At 53.9% G+C, this 19503-nt stretch carries 9 protein-coding genes; all 9 read left to right on the top strand.

Annotated features, from left to right (window positions below):
* Positions 1-192 precede the first annotated feature (192 nt).
* Positions 193-4530, top strand: coding sequence for a YhdP family phospholipid transporter (locus H8L32_RS26865; protein ID WP_230412438.1), 4338 nt, complete (start codon positions 193-195; stop codon positions 4528-4530).
* Positions 4531-4557: 27 nt separating this feature from the next.
* Positions 4558-5352, top strand: a complete 795-nt coding sequence (locus H8L32_RS26860; RefSeq protein WP_186950946.1) for a carbon-nitrogen hydrolase family protein — start codon at positions 4558-4560, stop codon at positions 5350-5352.
* Positions 5353-5454: 102 nt separating this feature from the next.
* A complete protein-coding gene (tldD, locus tag H8L32_RS26855; protein ID WP_186950945.1) occupies positions 5455-6924 on the top strand; it encodes a metalloprotease TldD in 1470 nt (489 codons plus the stop codon).
* A 43-nt stretch (positions 6925-6967) separates the two neighbouring features.
* Positions 6968-7735, top strand: a complete 768-nt coding sequence (gene bcsQ, locus H8L32_RS26850; RefSeq protein ID WP_186950944.1) for a cellulose biosynthesis protein BcsQ — start codon at positions 6968-6970, stop codon at positions 7733-7735.
* A gap of 435 nt (positions 7736-8170) precedes the next feature.
* On the top strand, positions 8171-8662 hold the full coding sequence (gene bcsD, locus H8L32_RS26845; RefSeq protein WP_186950943.1) for a cellulose biosynthesis protein BcsD: 492 nt from the start codon (positions 8171-8173) through the stop codon (positions 8660-8662).
* Between the two features lie 155 nt (positions 8663-8817).
* The gene (gene bcsP / locus H8L32_RS26840) at positions 8818-9741 is read left to right on the top strand and encodes a cellulose biosynthesis protein BcsP (RefSeq protein ID WP_186950942.1); all 924 of its coding nucleotides are present in this window, start codon (positions 8818-8820) and stop codon (positions 9739-9741) included.
* A complete protein-coding gene (bcsQ, locus tag H8L32_RS26835) occupies positions 9738-10505 on the top strand; it encodes a cellulose biosynthesis protein BcsQ (protein WP_186950941.1) in 768 nt (255 codons plus the stop codon). The genes bcsP and bcsQ (H8L32_RS26835) overlap by 4 nt, the downstream gene beginning before the upstream one ends.
* Positions 10505-15055: a UDP-forming cellulose synthase catalytic subunit gene (gene bcsA, locus H8L32_RS28240; protein ID WP_186950940.1), complete on the top strand. Its 4551-nt coding sequence runs from the start codon at positions 10505-10507 to the stop codon at positions 15053-15055. Before bcsQ (H8L32_RS26835) ends, bcsA begins: the two co-directional genes overlap by 1 nt.
* 289 nt (positions 15056-15344) lie before the next feature.
* The coding region (locus H8L32_RS26825; protein ID WP_186950939.1) for a cellulose synthase subunit BcsC-related outer membrane protein at positions 15345-19503 on the top strand (4159 nt) is incomplete at its 3' end.

Below are 19503 nucleotides of genomic sequence, written 5' to 3'. Positions count from 1 at the left end.
GACAGGATGATAGAGACAAATGTCAGAGCAGTTGATATGTTGAACATGCAGGGCTCCCAGCTATTTGTAGCCCATGAGTTGATCTTAGCCGCAAGTGTGGTCCCTGCCATGGATGTTATGGCAAGACAAAGGGATAACAATGGGGTAATGGTTGGCTTCAAATATAACTTCTCTACAGATTGAAATTTGGCAATGACACAGGCAGAGCAAGCAAACATTGCTAATACCGCAAATGCGGAAGAAAGCCCGCCACAGCCCAGTCGTTTCTGGTGGTTCTGTGGTTACACCTGGCGCACCTGCGGCCGGGGGCTGCGCTTCACGCTGAAATTCCTGCTGCTGCTGTATTTCCTGTTCTGCGCCCTGGTGCTGGTGTTGCGCTATGTCGTCTTGCCGAATGTGAACAGCTATAAGCCAGATATCGAGAAAATGATCTCGACATCGATGGGGCGGCAATTGCAAATTGCCAGCTTGCACGCGTCGTGGCAGGGCCTGAATCCGCAACTGGTACTGGACAATGTCGTCTTGCGCGATGCCAAGGGCAGTGCCGCACTGACGCTGCCGCAGGTGTCTGCCACGCTGTCATGGTGGACACTGGCTGTGGCAGACCTGCGTTTTGAACGCATCGTGATCGAAAAACCGGCGCTGGATGTGGCGCGTGAAGCCGATGGCAAGTTCTTTGTCGGCGGGTTTTTGATCGACCCTGCAGCCGAAAACAAGGGGCAGGGCATGGACTGGGTCTTGTCCCAGCGCGAAATTGTGATACGCAATGGTGCCGTGCGCTGGACTGACAAACTGCGCAATGCGCCAGAATTGAATCTGCCGGATGTCAGTTTTGTTTTGCAAAACCAGTGGCGTCATCACCGCTTTGCCCTGAAAGCGACGCCGCCCGTCAGCTTGTCTGCGCCACTGGATGTCCGTGGCGATTTCCAGCATCCGGTATTTGCCAAAAGAGTATCTGACTTTTCCCTGTGGTCGGGTGAACTGTACACCGATGTGCGGCGTGCCGATTTGCCAGCGCTGAAGGCTTACATGGATTATCCGGCCGATGTCAAAAAAGGCTATGGTTCAGTACGTTCATGGCTGCACCTGGAAAAAGGCAGAGTGACCGACCTGACAGCCGATCTCAGTCTGACGGATGTTGAAGGTAAATTTCGCGCCGACCTGCCAGAGCTGGACATGGCCCTGGTCAGTGGCCGTCTGATCGCCAGCGAACACCAGGCGTTGAAGGCAAAATACCTGTCATCGATGTTTGGTCAATCCGGGCATAGCATTTCGCTTATTGATTTTTCCATGCGTACCCGCGATGGCGTGCAATTGCCACCCACCAGCATCAAGGAAACCTTTACCCCCGGCGAAAAAGGCCAGCCCGAAAAGGTTGAGCTGTATGCCAGGACCCTGGATTTGCAGACCCTGGCCAATTTTGCCGAGCATTTGCCGCTGCCTGTTGATCAGCGTCAGATGCTGGTGGATTTTGCCCCCAAGGGGCAATTGAAGGATTTCACCGCCAAATGGCAAGGCAGCTATCCGGATGTTGCCTCTTACAGTATCAAGGGACAGTTCGTTAACCTGTCCATGCAGGCACAACCGGCCCAACTGGCACGCGCCAGGACGGCACAATTGCCTGCCAAGGCGGCTGTGCCGGCCATTCCCGGCTTTGAAAACCTGTCCGGACATATCGAAGCCAATGACAAGGGGGGTAATTTCACCCTTGATTCCAAAGATTTGTCACTACGCCTGTCCAGTTATTTTGTGGATCCGCTGATGCCGTTTTCGCGTTTGCTGATGCAGGCGCAATGGCAGTTTGTGGGGCAAGACAAGCTGATTTTCCAGATCAATAAAATGGATGCCCAGCAAGAAGGCATGCATGCCGTGCTGAGTGGCAAGCACATCATGTCCATGCGCCACGGTGCTGATGCCCAGCCAGGTGAAGTGGATTTGACAGGCAATATTTCTGGTTTTGACCTGAAACAGCTGGATCGTTATATCCCCACCGTGGCTGCCGACGACCTGCGCCACTGGCTATTGAATTCCATCCTCGATGGCCGGGCAGATGACGTAACGATACGCATCAAGGGTGACCTTGCCCATTTTCCTTTCGTCAGTACCGATGGCAAGCGTACATCCAAGGGTGAATTCGTGGTCAAAGGTAACCTGACCGGTGGCAAACTGGATTTTACTGCCGGTGCCCTGGCGGAAGAAGGCCGCCCGCTGTGGCCAGTGATAGAAGATATCAAAGGTAATTTTATTTTTGATAAAGCCAGGATGGAAATCAATGGCGACACCGCCAGAACCCTGGGTGTGGACCTGAAAAAGGTCAAGGCAGTGATTCCCGATCTGGCCCACCATCATGCCATCCTGAATATTGATGGCACGGTCAATGGTAGCCTGCAAAACATGCTGGGATATGTCGGTGCCAGCCCGGTCAGTGGCTGGCTGGGACATTTCCTGAAAGAGACAAAAACCACGGCACCTGCGGCCCTGTCGCTGAAACTGCAATTGCCATTGCAGCATCTGATTGAATCCAAGGTGCAGGGCGTTTTGCAGTTCGCCAATAATGACGTGGTCTTGCAGCCAGGCATACCCATGGTGTCTGGCCTGAACGGCAGGCTGGAATTTAATGAAACCGGCGTTAATCTCGGTACATTGAAAGGCAACCTGCTGGGTAGCGGAGTGCAGATTACTGGCGGGTCGCAAAAAGATAATAGTGTCAAGGTCCGGCTGGATGGCAGCATGACGGCAGAAGGCTTGCGCAAGATCATGCCGGCTTCCATGGCGGATCGCCTGGGCGACCGTATCAATGGCAGCACCCGATACACTGCCAGTATCCACGTCAAGAAGCGCCAGCCAGAGATCGTGATTGAATCTAACTTGAGCGGGCTGGCATTGAATTTCCCTGCACCCTTGAAAAAGAGTGCGATGGAAGCCATGCCCCTGCGCTTTGAAATGCTGCCCCTGGCCAGCAATGATGCCCAGGTCTGGCGGGATGACATTCATGTGTCGCTGGGCAATACCGTCAATGCCCGCTATCTGCGTCAGAAGACCGGTAGTGCGCCCTGGCAGGTGCTGCGTGGCGGCATTGGCGTCAATGCGCCGGCACCAGAGCCAGACAGTGGTCTGAGCGCCAATATCGAACTCAAGTCCCTGAATATTGATGAATGGCGACGCCTGGCTGTGCCTGCTGCTAGCGGTAGTGGTAGCAACGGCAACAGCGTCAACAACGGCAACAGCGGAGGCAATAGCAGCGCGCAGGCAATCAGTGCCAGCCAGAATGCCGGACTTGAAAAAGAGAATATGGAGCTTGATCTGAGTCCGTATCTGGAGCCGACTTCCATGGCTGCCCGGACATCAGCGTTGCATATCATGGGCAAACAGCTGGAAAATGTGGTGGTTGGTGTCACGCATCAAAAAAATGTCTGGCAGGCGAATATCCACTCCAACCAGGCTGCCGGTTACCTGACCTGGAGCGAAGGCGCAGGCGGCCAGGGGGTAGGCAGTGTGACGGCCAGGTTGAGTAATCTCATCATTCCTCAGTCGGCTGCGGCCGATGTCAGTGAATTGCTGGAAGGTAAAAACACAACTACCCAGATACCTGGGCTGGATATCGTGGCCGAGAATTTTGAGCTGTTCAATAAAAAACTGGGCTATCTGGAATTGCAAGCCGTTAATCAGACACAAAGCAACAGCGGGCAGACACAAAGCAACAGCGGGCAGATACAAAGCAACAGCGGGCAGGCGCAGAGCAACAGCGGACAGGTGCAAGGTAGCGGCGGGCGTGAATGGCAGATCAATAAGATATTACTCAAGAATCCGGATGCAGAATTCAGTGGCAGCGGCAAATGGGCCAGCCAGGGGGGCGATGGCCGTACCCAGCTCAATTACGTGCTGGATGTAGCGAATGCCGGTAAATTGCTGGAACGTCTGGGTTTTGCCGATGTCTTGCGTGGTGGACGCGGCAAGCTGGAAGGTGACGTACACTGGAATGGCTTGCCCTTCGCCATGGATATCCCGAGCATGAACGGGCAGATCAAGCTGGTGCTTTCCAGTGGGCAATTTTTGAAAGTGGACCCAGGCGCTGCCAAACTATTGGGCGTGTTGAGCATGCAGTCGCTACCGCGTCGCCTGACACTGGATTTCCGGGATGTATTTTCTGACGGCTTTGCATTTGACTCCATTGCCGGTATTGCACAGATACAGCAAGGTGTGGCAAAAACCGATAACCTGAAAATGCTGGGCGTGAGCGCCACCGTGCTCTTGCAGGGAAATGCTGATATCGTGCATGAATCGCAAAACCTGCATGCAACCGTGATTCCAGTGGTGAACGTAGGCACTGCATCGGTGGTCTACGGTCTGGCGGTCAATCCCGTGATTGGTCTGGGCACTTTTCTTGCTCAGTTGTTCTTGCGTGAACCTTTGAGCAAGGCCTTTACTTTTGAATACCAGATCAGCGGCTCCTGGAAAGAGCCGACAGTGACCAAGATAGACAATCGCGACGATGCACAAAATAGTCGCAAGCCCGTGGCCGTTCAGTAGGCAGGGTGACAACTACATGAGGGTGAGATGAAGATTGCTGCAATACAAATGATTTCTACACCAGTGGTGGCAGAGAATATCGCTACTGCAAAACGCCTGATGCAAGAAGCGGCTGACGCTGGTGCCAGGCTCTTGCTGTTGCCAGAATACTGGCCCTTGATGGGCTTGCATGAAACCGACAAGGTCGGCGTCGCCGAAGAATTCGGCCACGGCAGCATGCAAAGTTTTATGGCTGATACTGCCCGTAGCCTGGGTGTATGGTTGATAGGCGGCACCATCCCACTGAAAGCGGCAGAACCCGGCAAGGTCTTGAACACCACGCTGGTGTTTAACCCGCAAGGCGAACAGGTGGCGCGTTACGACAAAATCCATTTGTTCGGTTTCAGCAAAGGGGAAGAGTCGTATGAAGAAGCGCGTACCATTGTTGCTGGTGAGCAAGTCAGCAGCTTTGATGCCGGTTTTGGCCAGATTGCCTTGTCCATATGCTATGACTTGCGCTTCCCGGAATTGTTTCGGGCGCTGGGTACCTGTTCCCTGATCGTGGTACCTGCTGCCTTTACCTACACCACAGGACAGGCGCATTGGGAAATCCTGCTGCGCGCCAGGGCGATAGAAAACCAGTGTTATGTACTTGCCTGCGGGCAAGGTGGCAAGCATGTGAATGGCCGCCGCACCTGGGGCCACAGCATGCTGATCGACCCCTGGGGCAAGATACTGGCCGTGCAGGAAGAGGGCGAGGGTATCGTCAGTGGTGACATCGATGAAGCCTTGATCGCCAGCATACGTGAAAGCCTGCCTGCCTTGCGCCATCGCAAACTGTAAGTGCCTGCAGGGACCGCCCGTATTGTTCTACAATGCTGTATTGCGTTTTAATTTGCGCTATTCATTTTTACTGTATTCATTTGTTGTTTTCAGAAGCTATCCATGACCCCATATGATCCTGCTTTAAGCCATCTCGCCATTGCCCGCGACATCCTGTTGACCCCTTTCGGTCTGGATGAATCCAAACTCAGCAAAGTGCTGGCCAGCATGTTCAGTCACAAGGTTGATTACGCCGATCTGTATTTCCAGTTCACCCGTAATGAAGGCTGGAGTCTGGAAGAGGGTATCGTCAAGACCGGCAGTTTTTCTATCGACCAGGGGGTCGGTGTGCGTGCTGTTTCAGGCGACAAGACCGCTTTTTCTTACTCTGATGAAATATCCGAGCAAGCCTTGTTTGATGCTGCCAAGGCCACCCGTACCATAGCGCGCCAGGGTGCAGGCAAGATCAAGGTCGCCTCCAGCCTGCAAGGTCTGGAAGGTTTGAATGGCCGCGCCCTGTATCTGCGTGATGATCCGCTGAATTCGCTGGATGCAACCGAAAAAGTGCAACTGCTGGAACGTCTGGAAAAAATTGCCCGTGCGAAAGACCCTCGCGTCGTGCAAGTCATGGCCAGTATTGCCGGTGAATATGATGTGGTGCTGGTAGCGCGCAGCGATGGTGTCATCGCCGCCGATATCCGCCCATTGGTACGCGTTTCCGTAACCGTCATCGCAGAACAGAATGGCCGTCGCGAAGTGGGTAGCAGCGGTGGTGGTGGCCGTTACGATTATTCGTATTTCACTGATGTACTGCTGGAAAAATATGCAGATGAAGCCGTGAAATCGGCCCTCGTCAATCTGGATGCGCGCCCGGCACCGGCTGGCCCGATGACTGTGGTACTTGGCCCTGGCTGGCCAGGTGTGTTGCTGCATGAAGCTATCGGCCATGGTCTGGAAGGCGATTTCAATCGCAAGGGTTCCAGTACGTTCTCTGGTCGTATTGGCCAGCGCGTTGCTGCCAAGGGCGTCACCGTGGTGGATGACGGCACCTTGCAAAACCGCCGCGGCTCACTGAATATGGATGATGAAGGCAATCCTACCCAGTGCACCACACTGATAGAAGACGGTATCCTGAAAGGCTATATGCAGGACACCATGAATGCCCGTCTGATGAATATGCCGGTGACCGGCAATGCCAGACGCGAGTCTTTTGCTCATCTGCCGATGCCACGCATGACCAATACTTATATGCTGGCTGGCGACAAGGACCCGGAAGAAATTCTGGCATCGGTAAAAAATGGCTTATATGCCCTCAACTTTGGCGGTGGTCAGGTCGATATAACGAACGGTAAGTTCGTTTTTTCAGCCAGTGAAGCTTATATGATAGAAAACGGCAAGATCACCTATCCGGTCAAGGGTGCGACCCTGATCGGCAATGGCCCCGAAGTGCTGAACCATGTCAGCATGATAGGCAATGACCTGCGCCTTGATTCTGGTGTCGGTGTCTGCGGCAAGGAAGGGCAAAGCCTGCCGGTAGGCGTAGGACAGCCTAGTCTGCGCATCGAAGGCCTGACCGTCGGGGGAACTGCCTGATGCCGGTAGCCTTACGCCGCCTGTCGGGGCATGGGGCGCAACCATGATCGTTATTGCCATTGTGTCTGCCAAAGGCGGTGTCGGTAAAACCACGATTACCGCCAATCTGGGTGTCGGCATGGCGCAACGCGGTTTGCCGGTCACCATTCTTGATCTGGATCCGCAAAATGCCATGCAATGGCATCTTGGTGGCCTGGAGCAGGGCGAAACCAACGGCATCAGCCTGTTGACAGCCGCCCGCGCCAAATTGATGGATGCGTGTTTTACCAGTCCTTTTGGCGTTGATTTTTTGCCGTATGGCAATGGTGGCGAAGCCCAGCGCATACGCTTTGAGCAAGTGCTGGAAAAGCAGGACACCTGGTTGCGCAAGAAACTGCAGGCAGCCAAGTTACCAGGCAATGCCGTCGTCTTGCTTGATACCCCGCCTGGCCCGTCGGTCTATTTGCAGCAAGCCATCCATGCGGCGGATTTTTTACTGGTGGTTGTTCTGGCTGATGCTGCTTCCTATTCCACCTTGCCAGAAATGGAAGAACTTATTTCCACGTATGGCCAGCGCAGTAACGCAGATGTAGGTTCTGCCTATATCGTCAACCAGGGCTCACAGCGACAACTGGCACAAGACGTGCTTGCGCTGATAGCAGATCGTCTTGGCGACCGCATGGTCCCTTTCATCGTGCAGGAAAGTCCGCAAGTCGAAGAAGCACTGGCTTATGAACGGCCAGTACTGGAATACAAACCGGACAATCCCGCCGCGCTAAGTATCCAGAAAATCATTGACTGGTTACTGACTGGCCTCAAGAAACAGCGTTGATCTTTAGTAAATATTGCCAGGTGGAATGTACAGGCCTGGCGTGTTTTGCGCTGATCTGCCCAGGTCGGCATGTACCAATTTGGGTTGCCATTGTTTTTTTATTATGAGCCGCAGATTGTCTGTGCTGTGTCCGCGTTGTATTCCTGTTGTGTCGACGGAGACATGCGTGAGATATATTTGAGAGATGCAGGAAATTTTAAGAAAATAAAACGTCAAATAAGCGGTTTTGGGCGGTCAATTGTAAAAATGGTATGCAGGATGTATAAATAACTATAAATCCTTGATTTGCTTATAAATTGTTGACATTTCTTTATCCAGTTTGACTGGACTGGCAATGTTAGCGAGTGGTAAAGTCGCAACGAATCAACACTCTCCAAGGTTTGCGTGTCACGATACAAACCAGAGTGAACAAGTCAACGCAAGGGCGCATTGAGTATGTCTACAAATAATGTTCGTTATTACGAAGAGCAGCAGTGTTCAAACCAGTGGCGTGCTTTTTTGGCAGCGTTTGCTGCCGAATTCGCTTCCAAGGGTGAACCCAAGGATTTGCGCGTGTTCATGTACCAGCTCGGACGCACCATGGGAAGTGGCTTTAATGTCGCCGATGGCAGCAGTCTGCAAGCACTGGAAGCCTGCATGAATCGCGTCTGGTCAGAAATGAACTGGGGCTGGGTCGAACTGGTCGAAGAAGCCGATGCGCTGGTGGTCGCTCATCATGCGTCTCCATTGAAAGTGGCATTTGGTGAGGAGGCATTGAACTGGTCGCCAGCTTTGCTCGAAGGCATGTATGCGCAATGGTTTGAAACCCTGGGCATGGACAAGTCTTTGCGTCTGTCGCAACGTGATGGTGTGTTTGAAGACGGGCAGTTATTTGTTTTTGATTTAAAGAAGCAGCTTGAAGAACAGACGTATTTCACACGTCGTTGATTTTTTGAGTAACAGGATTTACGCAAAGCCGTTCAGCCGTGGCATGAGATTGACAATCGTTAGCGTAACAGACGAAGCGTCAGCATGCTCAAGGGCGATTTTGCGTAAGTCCTCAGTAAGTTGGCACAGCAGGAATATAGGGGCTGGTGACTATTATGGATGATGACGTAAAAAACCTTTTTCAAAAATTCGGGCAAACCACAGATGCTTACCGCGAAATTAACCGCGATGCAGACAGTGAGCAAGCCCGGCAGCGATGGCCATTACTGCGTGATGTGCGCGTGAATGGCGCACCGACGCCAAAACGTGTGCATGCGCAGGAATCTGAAGTGGCGATTCCGGGTGCTGCCAGTCAGGGTACAGGTGTTTTTAATCCCGCTAGCAGCAAGGCAGTCGCCAAACCGGCCAGCGCCAAAGCCAGTGCCGTAGTTGCACCTGCCACGTCTTTGCTGGCAGCTGCACCGGTGGTTGTCAAAACACCACCCTTGAAACAGATATTGCTCAAGCAAGAAGTTGAGAGCGACGCCGGGACCGGATTGGCACCAATTGCGGCGCCAACTGCTACACCCGCAGTGGCACCGGCAGTAGCACCCGCACCTGCGTCAGCATTCATGTCCAGGAATGTGGCGACAGCGCCGCGCGAAGTGCTGCATGCCGCAGCCAAAGCGGAAGCACCTGCCACCAGCCTGTTCGCCCAGCGTCAGCCAGTGGCTGGCGAGCCACCGAAAGCACAGGTATCTGCATTTGTGGCTGCATCTCCTGCTGCAGTTTCGGCAAAACCGTCTTTCTTTACCACTCCGGCAACACCTGTAGCACCCGCAGTGCAAACAGCACCGCCGGTTGCTACACGTGCAACTGTCGCGGCAGCGCCGGCCACAGCATCAGTTTTGCAATCAATAGGCGGACGCCGCACGACAGTGGCACCGGCATTGGCACCGGCGCCAGCTCAGACAGCTGCGCAACCTGGTGGGAATGTGCCTGTGAGTGCCGTATTTGGCCGGCTGGCAGCCAAGCCTGAAGCAGAAAAATCGGTAGAGACAGGTGTCAATTCATTCTTTAAAAAAATATTTAAACCATGAGGGTAGTTGCCGTTATCTCTCCCAAAGGTGGTGTAGGAAAAACTACGGTGACTGCCAATCTGGCTGCGTCCCTGGCGCGACTGGGTCCGCGTATCACCATACTTGATCTTGATCCGCAAAATGCACTGAGACTGCATTTTGGTATGCCGCATGATGACCCCAGCGGTATCGCCCAGCAAGAGGCGATAGATAGCAACTGGGCGGACGGTTTATTTGAAAGCGCCTATGGCGTTGATTTTCTGCCATATGGCAGCGTCGATGAAAGCCAGCGTGCCGTATTTGAACAGGATATCAAGACCGATCCGCACTGGCTGGCAAAGCGACTGGCATCATTGCAACTTGATGACAGCAGTGTGGTGCTGATTGATACGCCACCAGGCCCCAGCATCTATTTGCAGCAGGTATTAAGTGTGGCAAATTATGCCCTGGTGGTGTTGAAGCCGGATGCGGCTTCGTATTCCACCATACCGTCGATAGAATCGCTGATTGAGTATTACTGTAGTGAGCGTAGCGACTTTCAGGGCTACTGCTATTTGTTGAATCAGATGGATGCTGCCAAACAATTGAGCCGTGATGTCTTCGGCATGTTGCGCAACAGTCTGGGCAAACGTTTCATTCCCATTACCATACACCGGGATGAAGCCGTCAGTGAAGCCCTGGCCTGTCAGACGCCGGTGTCTTATTATTCACAGCACTGTTCGGCCACGCATGATGTGCAGGAACTGACGATGTGGCTGCAAAAGAATTTCAGATTGGTTGATTAATGCGCTCAATACTTAATTCCAGATATCTCTACGGTCGTCTGAACGACCTGGGGCGGACCATGGTCAACTGGCCCGGCTGGGAACACAAGTTTTCGCGCTTTTTAGCCCTGATGGTCGCGGTTTTCCTGTACTGGACCAGTATCAGCATCCCGCTGGAACTGCCTTTGCAAACCCTGTTTTCCATCGTCATTTTTGGTACGGCGATGTATTTGCGCCGTTATACCGGCACCCTGATTTCGCTGGTAATGGTGATGTTTTCCATCAGCGCCACCAGTCGTTATATATATTGGCGTGTGACCTATACCATCGGCACTGAAAATATCGTTGACCTGTTTTTTGCGCTGGTACTGATCATGGCAGAAGTGTATGCCTGGCTGGTACTGTTGCTGGGGTATTTGCAAACAGCCTGGCCATTGAAGCGCAAGCCGGTGATGATGCCAACGGATACATCGTCCTGGCCTACCATTGATCTGTTCATCCCCAGCTATAACGAAGACCTCGCTGTGGTCAAGCCTACCGTGCTGGCAGCGATGGGCATAGACTGGCCCAAGGACAAACTCAATATCATCATCCTGGATGACGGTCGCCGGCCAGCCTTTGCCGAATTTGCCGCATCGGTTGGTGTGCAGTGTTTTACCCGTGCCGATAATAACCATGCGAAAGCCGGTAACATCAATGCGGCCCTGAAGCGTACCACCGGGGAATTCGTCGCCATCTTCGATTGCGATCACATGCCTACGCGTTCGTTTCTGCAATATACGATGGGCTGGTTTTTGGTTGATCCCAAGCTGGCCATGGTTCAGACCCCCCATCACTTCCTGTCGCCCGATCCGTTTGAACGCAATTTACAGACTTTCCGCAATGTACCGAATGAAGGCGAATTGTTTTACGGCCTGATACAGGACGGTAATGATTTGTGGAACGCGACTTTCTTTTGCGGTTCCTGCGCCATCCTGCGCCGCACCTACCTCGAAGAAGTAGGTGGCATTGCGGTTGAAACCGTGACAGAAGACGCGCATACCGCCCTGAAGATGCAGCGCCGTGGCTACAACACTGCTTACCTGGCCTTGCCGCAGGCAGCCGGTCTGGCGACTGAAAGTCTGTCTGCCCACGTGGGGCAACGTATCCGCTGGGCGCGTGGTATGGCGCAGATTTTCCGAACGGATAATCCCTTGCTGGGCAAGGGGCTCAGTTTTGGCCAGCGACTTTGTTACAGCAACGCCATGCTGCATTTCTTTTATGGCTTGCCGCGCATGGTGTTTTTGCTGGCACCGCTGTCCTATCTGTTTTTTGAAGTGCATATCATCAAGGCATCTGCCCTGTCGATTGCGGCCTATTCGCTGCCGCATCTGTTGCACGCCAACCTGACCAATTCGCGCATACAGGGAGCACACCGGCATTCCTTCTGGGCCGAGGTGTATGAGGCCACACTGGCCTGGTATATCTTCCGCCCCACGCTGGTGGCGCTGATCAATCCTAAACTGGGTAAGTTCAACGTGACGGCCAAGGGTGGTCTGGTTGAGCAGGAGCATTTTGACTGGACCATTTCCAAACCTTACCTGATCATGCTGGGTATGAACGTGCTGGGCTTCTTTGTCGGTTTTGGCCGGGCACTGTGGTGGAACAGCTATGAACTTGATACCGTCATTCTCAACATGTTGTGGACGATCTATAACCTGGTGATACTGGGGGCCACCCTGGCCGTGGCAACCGAATCGAAACAGGTCCGGCGTACTCACAGGGTCAGGGCGGTACTGAATGCCACGCTGCGCCTGAACAATGGTCATTCCATCGTTTGCCAGACAGAAGATTTTTCCATGGGCGGCATGTCCTTCCGGGTGCCGGATGGTTTTAATATGGAAAAAGACGAAGAGCTGGCGATTTCGCTGTATGGTACGAATGGCGAATCGGTATTTCCGGCCAAGACGGTGTTCTTCAAGGGTAATCTGCTCAGCGTACAGTTTGCGCCGCTGGACATGCAGCAGGAAATGGATCTGATCAATTGCACCATCGGCCGTGCTGACGTCTGGCTGAGCTGGTCGAATGACAGGGATGTTGATCATCCACTCACCGGACTGAAAGAAATCGCCTTCCACAGCATGCGCGGATTTTCACGGTTTGGTACAAGCATCAAGCAATACATCGGGGAAAAAACAGAACATATGAACAAAATGAATGAGGTTCCCATCGTGAAAAGCATCGCGAAAAGTATACGGACAAAATTGTCGCGCAAAGGCAGCACCACCGCATTGGCAATCCTCTGTGGTTTGGCCGGTGTCATGCACAATGACGATGTGCTGGCCAAGTCCAAGCGCGCCAGTAGTGCCAGTGCCGAAGCCGCCGCCACCTCAACCGAAAAAGTGGCGATTGATGATCTGGTGCAGCCCATCGTCGCGCCTACCGGGCAAAAGACCTATAACATCAGCCTGAAAGATATGGTAGGCGTTGGTTCCAGCATAGAATTGCGCGGTACCGAGGGCGAGCGTTCTTTCCCCTTCACCGTACGCAGCGATGAAGTCATTACATCTGCCAAGATTCGCTACGGCATCGCCTATTCGCCAGCGCTGCTGCCAGACCTGTCGCATATTCAGGTACTGGTGAATAATGAACTGGTCAGCGTGGTTCCGCTGCCAAGGGAAACCTCAAAAGGCATCGTACGCGAAGATGTGATTGATCCGCGTTATTTTGCCGATTTCAATCAGCTCAGTTTCAAGCTTATCGGCCATTACACCCGGGATTGTGAAGACCCGTATCATTCCAGCCTGTGGGCCAAGGTCAGCCATACCTCGAATCTGGAACTGACCGTATCACCACTGACGCTGGCGAATGACCTGGGCATGTTGCCAGCGCCATTCTTTGATCGCCGCGACAACAAGTTGCTGGAGCTGCCTTTCGTCATGCCGGCCACACCGTCACTGGATATCTTGCGTAATGCCGGTGTTGTCGCTTCCTGGTTTGGTCACCTGTCTTCCTATCGCGGTGCGCGCTTCCCTATCGAAGCAAACACGCTGCCGATTGGTAATGCGGTCGTATTTGCCACCGCCAATGAAGCACCGGCCGGTATCAAGTTGCCAGCCATTACCGGTCCTACCCTGGCCATCATCCCCAACCCCGGCAATGTCAAGGCAAAACTGCTGCTGGTACTGGGCCGTGATGCAGGTGAGTTGAAGATTGCCGTGCAGGCACTGACCATGGGGCAACTTGCCCTGTCCGGTGACAGCGCCGTTATCAAGAACCTGAAAGAAATCGACGCACGTAAAGCCTATGATGCACCGAAGTGGCTGCCGACTGACCGTCCTGTGAAATTTGGCGAACTGGCGGCTCCGCCAGCACTGCGCGTCAGTGGCTTGACCCCTGATCTCATCAAAGTGAATCTGCGTGTTGCGCCCGATCTGTTCACTTGGCAAAAAGAAGGTGTGCCGATTGATTTGCGCTACCGTTTCACACCACGTCCTACGGTTGACAAGTCAACGCTGAACATCGGCATCAATGATGAATTCGTGCGTTCGCTGCCGCTGTCTGGTGGTCAGGTAGAAAAAGGCAAGATCAAGGAATCGGTCATGCTGTTCTTCAAGGATGGTCAGCGTTCTGCACAGGAAGATATCCAAGTGCCGACTTTCCGTATCGGTGCAGAAAACCAGTTGCAGTTCCACTTCTATTACGACTATCCAAAACAGGGTGCGTGTAAGGACGTGTACCTCGACAATGTACGTTCCGCAGTTGACCCGGATTCGACTATCGATTTTTCCAATATGCCGCACTATGCCGCCATGCCTAATCTGGCGTACATGGCCAATGCCGGTTTCCCGTTCACCCGCATGGCTGATCTGTCCCAGACTGCCATCGTGTTGCCGGACAGGCCAAATGCGCAGGAAATGGAATTGTTCCTCAACGTCATGGGCCGTATGGGCGAATCCACTGGTTACCCGGTGTTGAACAATACCCTGATACGCGGCGGTGACGCCGACAAGCACGGCGACAAGGATTTCTTGCTGATTGGTACCAGCGGTAATTTGCCTTTGCTCAAGCAATGGTCCAAATACATGCCCATGAGCATGGATGAAAACGGCAACCGCCTGCAAATCCCTACCGGTTTCCTGCGTCTGCTGTATCGCTGGGCAGGGCGCGATCTGGACAATGTCGAACGTCATGCCGGTGAAATGCTGGCCAGAACAGGTAATTCTTTTGGCGCCATGATGCAGTTTGAATCTCCGCTGTCCAGTGGTCGCAATGTGGTCGTGATGACAGCGGGCGATTCTGCCAGTCTGGCTGATTTGTCCACGGGTCTGAACAAGGCAGATTTGCGCAGCCGCTTCCAGGGAGATCTGGTCCTGATCAAGGGCGAACGTGTTTCCAATGTGCAGATCGGCGATACCTATTATTCGGGTAGCCTGCCATTGTGGACCTGGATTAAATGGAACTTGTCATCCCAGCCTTTGCTGATGATTATTTTCCTGATGCTGGCTTCATTGATTGCAGCCACCATGCTGTTCCGCTTCTTGCGCAAGCAGGCAGCATCGCGTCTGGCACTGAGCGACAAGAAGAAATAAAGCCAGGCTGACGTGGTCGTGGTAAAAAATGCCGGGTGATACACCCGGCATTTTCCTGTTTTACTGATCCAGCTTTAGCTGGAATAAAATGGGAAAAAAGGCATTTAAAACCCCGCCACCATTTAAAAGTAGATGGGCGGGCAGATAAAAGATATTTATTTATTTTCCAGGTTAGACTGACCTGGAAAGAAGTCGTTAGGGGACATCAATGGTCTTAAAGAAAAAAGCGATGGTATTAGCGCTTTTATCGGTTTTTTTCGAGTGTGGTATCGCGCACGCGGAATCCCCTTTGACACAACAATTGAAAGAGCAGGCGCAGTTCTGGCAGCAACGTGGTCGTGACGATAATGCTGCTGATATCTGGCGCAAGTTGCTCAACGTGGATCCGTCCAATGTCGATGCGCTGATGGCGTTGATTTCGCTGGAAGCCAAGGCAGGCAATCCAGAGCAGGCTAAAACCTATTTCGCCAAATTGCGCGGTACCCAGGCCACATCGGCCCAGCTACGCAATGCTGAACAGGCCATGCGCGGTGGCAAGTCAGACGGTGCAGGCCAGCTCGACAATGCACGCAAACTGGCGCAACAGGGTGATGCCGATGCCGCCGTGGATGCCTTCAAACAAATGGGTGACCCCAGCAAACTCAAGGGCGAAGCCGCCTTTGAATACCTGCAGGTACTGGCCGGTACCAATGCCGGTTATGCCGAAGCCCGCAAGGGGCTGGAAAAACTTAGCCGTGATAATCCCGGCAATACCAAATATGCCCTGGCCCATGCCAAGGTACTGACTTACCGCGAGCCATCCAGGCCGGAAGGTATGAGCCTGCTGGAAAATCTCAGCCATAAACCCGATGTCGGCAAGCAGGCGACAGAATCCTGGCGCCAGGCATTGAGCTGGATGGGCCTGAAGCCGGAAAACGCCAAATATTTTCGCACCTATCTCGACAAACATCCTGACGACAAACTGATACAGGACAGACTGGCCAGCCTCAGCAAGCCGGTGCGAGCAGAACCTGTGAAAGCAGAGCTGGTGAAAGCAGAGCCAGCAGGCGCTGTGCCCCGGCCCGCCAAAGAAGCCAAACCGCCTGCCGCACCCAGGGTGGTGGAAAACCCGATAGAGAAAAGTCGTGTTGCCGGTTTCAACGCACTGGAAGCCAATGACATGGAAACGGCTACCACCGAGTTTCAGTCGCTGATGAAAACCTATCCAAAAAACCCTATTGGTTATGGCGGCATGGGTCTGGTCAAGATGCGCGAAGAAGAATTTATTGATGCTCGCGGCTTCCTGCAAAAAGCAGTGGACCTGTCGCCCGGCCAATCCAAGGACCAGTGGCGCAAAGCCTATGAAGATGCCAGTTACTGGGCCATCGTGGCCGAAGCCAGGAGTGCATTTGAAGATGGTGACAGCGCCAAGGGCATAGGCTTTTTGCGCAAAGCCATAGAATTGAACGGCACCGAACCGTCAGGCATACTGCAACTGGCTGATGCCTTGCAGGCAGAAAATGACCTGACCGGGGCCGAAGCCAATTATCGCCGTGTGCTGAATGCCGATAAAGAGAACTTGCGTGCACTCGATGGCCTGATCGGGGTACTGGTACTGCAAAAGCGTCTGGCTGACCTGGAAGCCCTGACGCCCTACATGTTGCCGCGCCATATGGCAATTGTGGCGAACCTGAAATCGGAAGAACTGGCCAACAAGGCCAAAGCCGCAGAAACTGCCGGTGATCTGAACACTGCCCAGCAGGCCTATGAAGATGCCATCATGATCAAGCCAGATAATGCCTGGCTGCGCATGGCACTGGCCCGGCTGTACCTGAAGCGTGATATGCCGGGGCAGGCGAGGGCGCTGGTAGATGCTCTGGCCAATGTAGAAAATGCCGACCCCGAAGCCCTGTATGTCAGTGCCTTGCTGAGCGAGATGCAGCAATACTGGTGGGAAGCCATGCAGACACTGGAACGCATCCCGCCTGCCTCGCGCAAGAAAGAAATGGCGGACATGCAAAAGCGCCTGTGGGTCAGGGTGCAGATTGACCGCATCACCGTGCTCAACCGCAAAGGTAACCGCGATGCTGCCAGAAACATACTCGCCAGCGTAGAACCTGTGGCGGGCAATGATCCTGAATTTACCGGCACCATGGCCAACCTGTACATACAGTTGGGCGATAACGAGCGTGGCTTTGCCATGATACGCCAGGCGGTGCAAAATACCGCCAAGCCGTCCGCTGGCTTGCTGCTGCAATTTGCCAGTACCCTGATGCAAAGCAATCAGGAAGCAGAACTGGAAGCCGTCATGCGCCGCGTTGCTGCGATGCCGAATTTGGGAGAGGAAGAAATTCGCTCCTTCGGTCAATTGCAACGCGTACTGGCCATGCGTTATGCCGAACGTGCACGCGAAGCAGGTGATTTCGCCAATGCCTACAATTACATACAACCCCTGCTGATCGCTAATCCGGATGACAATGCCTTGCTGCTGACGCTGGCACGGATTTATACCGCATCTGGCGATTCAGCCTCGGCCCGCGACATTTACCAAAAAGTGCAGCAAACCGATCCGGAAAATCCGGAAGTCTTGCAGGGCCTGGTCTACGCTGCCATGGAAGCGCGCGACTTTGCCAATGCCGAACGTTATCTCGGTGTATTGATGGACCTGCAGCCAGAGAATCCACGCTATCTGTCCCTGGCAGGCAATATTGCCCGCGCAAAGGGTAATAATAGCCGCGCCCTTGATTACTTCAAGCAGGCACTTGCGCTGGAACGTGTACAAAAAACAGAAATGGGTGTGGGGCCGAATGGTTTGCGCCTGGTCGATACTGCACCGGCTAGCAATGCAATCAATGCTACCAGCAATTTCAAGGTTAATCCTTTTGCTGACGGCAAGGCCAATACGAATACCAATACGAATACCACTGCCAATGCAGCCGCACGTGGCCCGGTCCTGAAAGAAGTACCGGTCAGCGGTAATACCGTTAACCCGGGTGCGGTCGGCGCAGGGGTGTACAACACAGGCATTTTTGCGCCGGTAGGCAAGCCTTTGACATCATCTTCCATTACTGCCACACCTGCCAGCCCGACCAGCAAAACCGTGCCCAGCTTGCCAGCCCTGCAGGCAGTGCCGGCAGCGGCAGCACCTGTAGTTCCGGCAGCATCGGTACCAGCCTACCCGTTGCCGCCAGTACCCAAGTTGCAGACAGCACCAGCCAGCAGTCCCGCTGTTAGTCCAGCTGTTAGCGCACCGCCAGCCAAGGCCGGTGGCGCACCGGCCGACCCCAATAGCGGTATGACGGATCGGTACAGTAATGGTGCCAGTATGCTGGGCAGCTATCCTTCGCAACAGCAAACCCAGGTGGCGCAGTATGTCACGCCGGGTGCACCATACATTCCACCCAGGGTCAGCTATACAGCCGCAAGCTTGCCGATACCACAGCAATATGCGTCGGGGAATGCGGCGAATGTGGGAGGCAATGCAGGAGGAGCCTCAGGCACGAGCGGTTATTCCAGCGGTAGCGCATATGCAAGCAACCCCGCTGGTACAGGCAGTATCTCAGCGGCACGCAAGCTGGGCAAACCCGCGCAGAGCACCAACGTCAGTCCGGAAGAAGCGTCCCTGCTCAAAGAAATCGACGCCATCAATGAACTCAACCAAAGCCAGGTCACAGTCGAAGTGGCAGGCCGCTCCCGCAGTGGAGAAAAAGGCCTGTCAGCCCTGAATGGCGTAGAACTGCCCATCGAAGCCCAGATCAGCACCCTGGGCCTGGGCCAGTTCGGTTTAAAAATTATCCCCGTGCTGGCTGACGCCGGTACCCTGGCATTGAACGACACCAACATCGCCGGCCAGTATGGCCGCAATGCCATCCTGGTAGAACGAGCCAAATACGCCAAAGTCCCGTTCACCACCATCGCCCGCCAGCAAGGCCTCTCCAACGTCGCCACCCTGGATCAGGAAGCCAAAGGCGTCGCCCTCAACCTCAGTTATGAACTGGCAGGCGTGCGTGCCGACATCGGCTCCAGCCCCATCGGCTTCCCCGTCCAGAACGTTGTTGGCGGCCTGCGCTGGAGTGGATCAGATGACGGAGCCAGCCTCGGCATAGAAATCGCCCGTCGTTCAGTGACCGACAGCTACCTCTCCTATGCCGGAGCCAAAGACAGCCTGTATGGACTCACCTGGGGTGGCGTCACCCGTAGCGGCATCAAACTCGACACCTCCTACGATGGAGAAGACGGCGGCGTCTACGCCAACCTTGGCTACTATGGACTGACCGGTAAAAACGTCGCCAAAAACACCATGGCCGAATTTGGAGCAGGTGCCTACTGGAGAGCGTATAAAACCAAAGACTTCAGCTTCACCACCGGGCTGGGCCTGACCTCCTTCTTCTATCAAAAGAACCTGCGCTACTTCACCTATGGACACGGCGGCTACTTCAGCCCCAAATCCTACGTCTCGGTAGGCGTAC

This window comes from Undibacterium hunanense (genome assembly GCF_014284335.1).
Lineage (GTDB): Bacteria > Pseudomonadota > Gammaproteobacteria > Burkholderiales > Burkholderiaceae_D > Undibacterium > Undibacterium hunanense.
This window is presented reverse-complemented; position numbering and strand designations above follow the sequence as displayed.

Coding starts and splice junctions, on each gene's coding strand:
- H8L32_RS26865 (WP_230412438.1), top strand. CDS start 193: ATGACACAGGCAGAGCAAGCAAACATTGCTAATACCGCAAATGCGGAA.
- H8L32_RS26860 (WP_186950946.1), top strand. CDS start 4,558: ATGAAGATTGCTGCAATACAAATGATTTCTACACCAGTGGTGGCAGAG.
- tldD (WP_186950945.1), top strand. CDS start 5,455: ATGACCCCATATGATCCTGCTTTAAGCCATCTCGCCATTGCCCGCGAC.
- bcsQ (WP_186950944.1), top strand. CDS start 6,968: ATGATCGTTATTGCCATTGTGTCTGCCAAAGGCGGTGTCGGTAAAACC.
- bcsD (WP_186950943.1), top strand. CDS start 8,171: ATGTCTACAAATAATGTTCGTTATTACGAAGAGCAGCAGTGTTCAAAC.
- bcsP (WP_186950942.1), top strand. CDS start 8,818: ATGGATGATGACGTAAAAAACCTTTTTCAAAAATTCGGGCAAACCACA.
- bcsQ (WP_186950941.1), top strand. CDS start 9,738: ATGAGGGTAGTTGCCGTTATCTCTCCCAAAGGTGGTGTAGGAAAAACT.
- bcsA (WP_186950940.1), top strand. CDS start 10,505: ATGCGCTCAATACTTAATTCCAGATATCTCTACGGTCGTCTGAACGAC.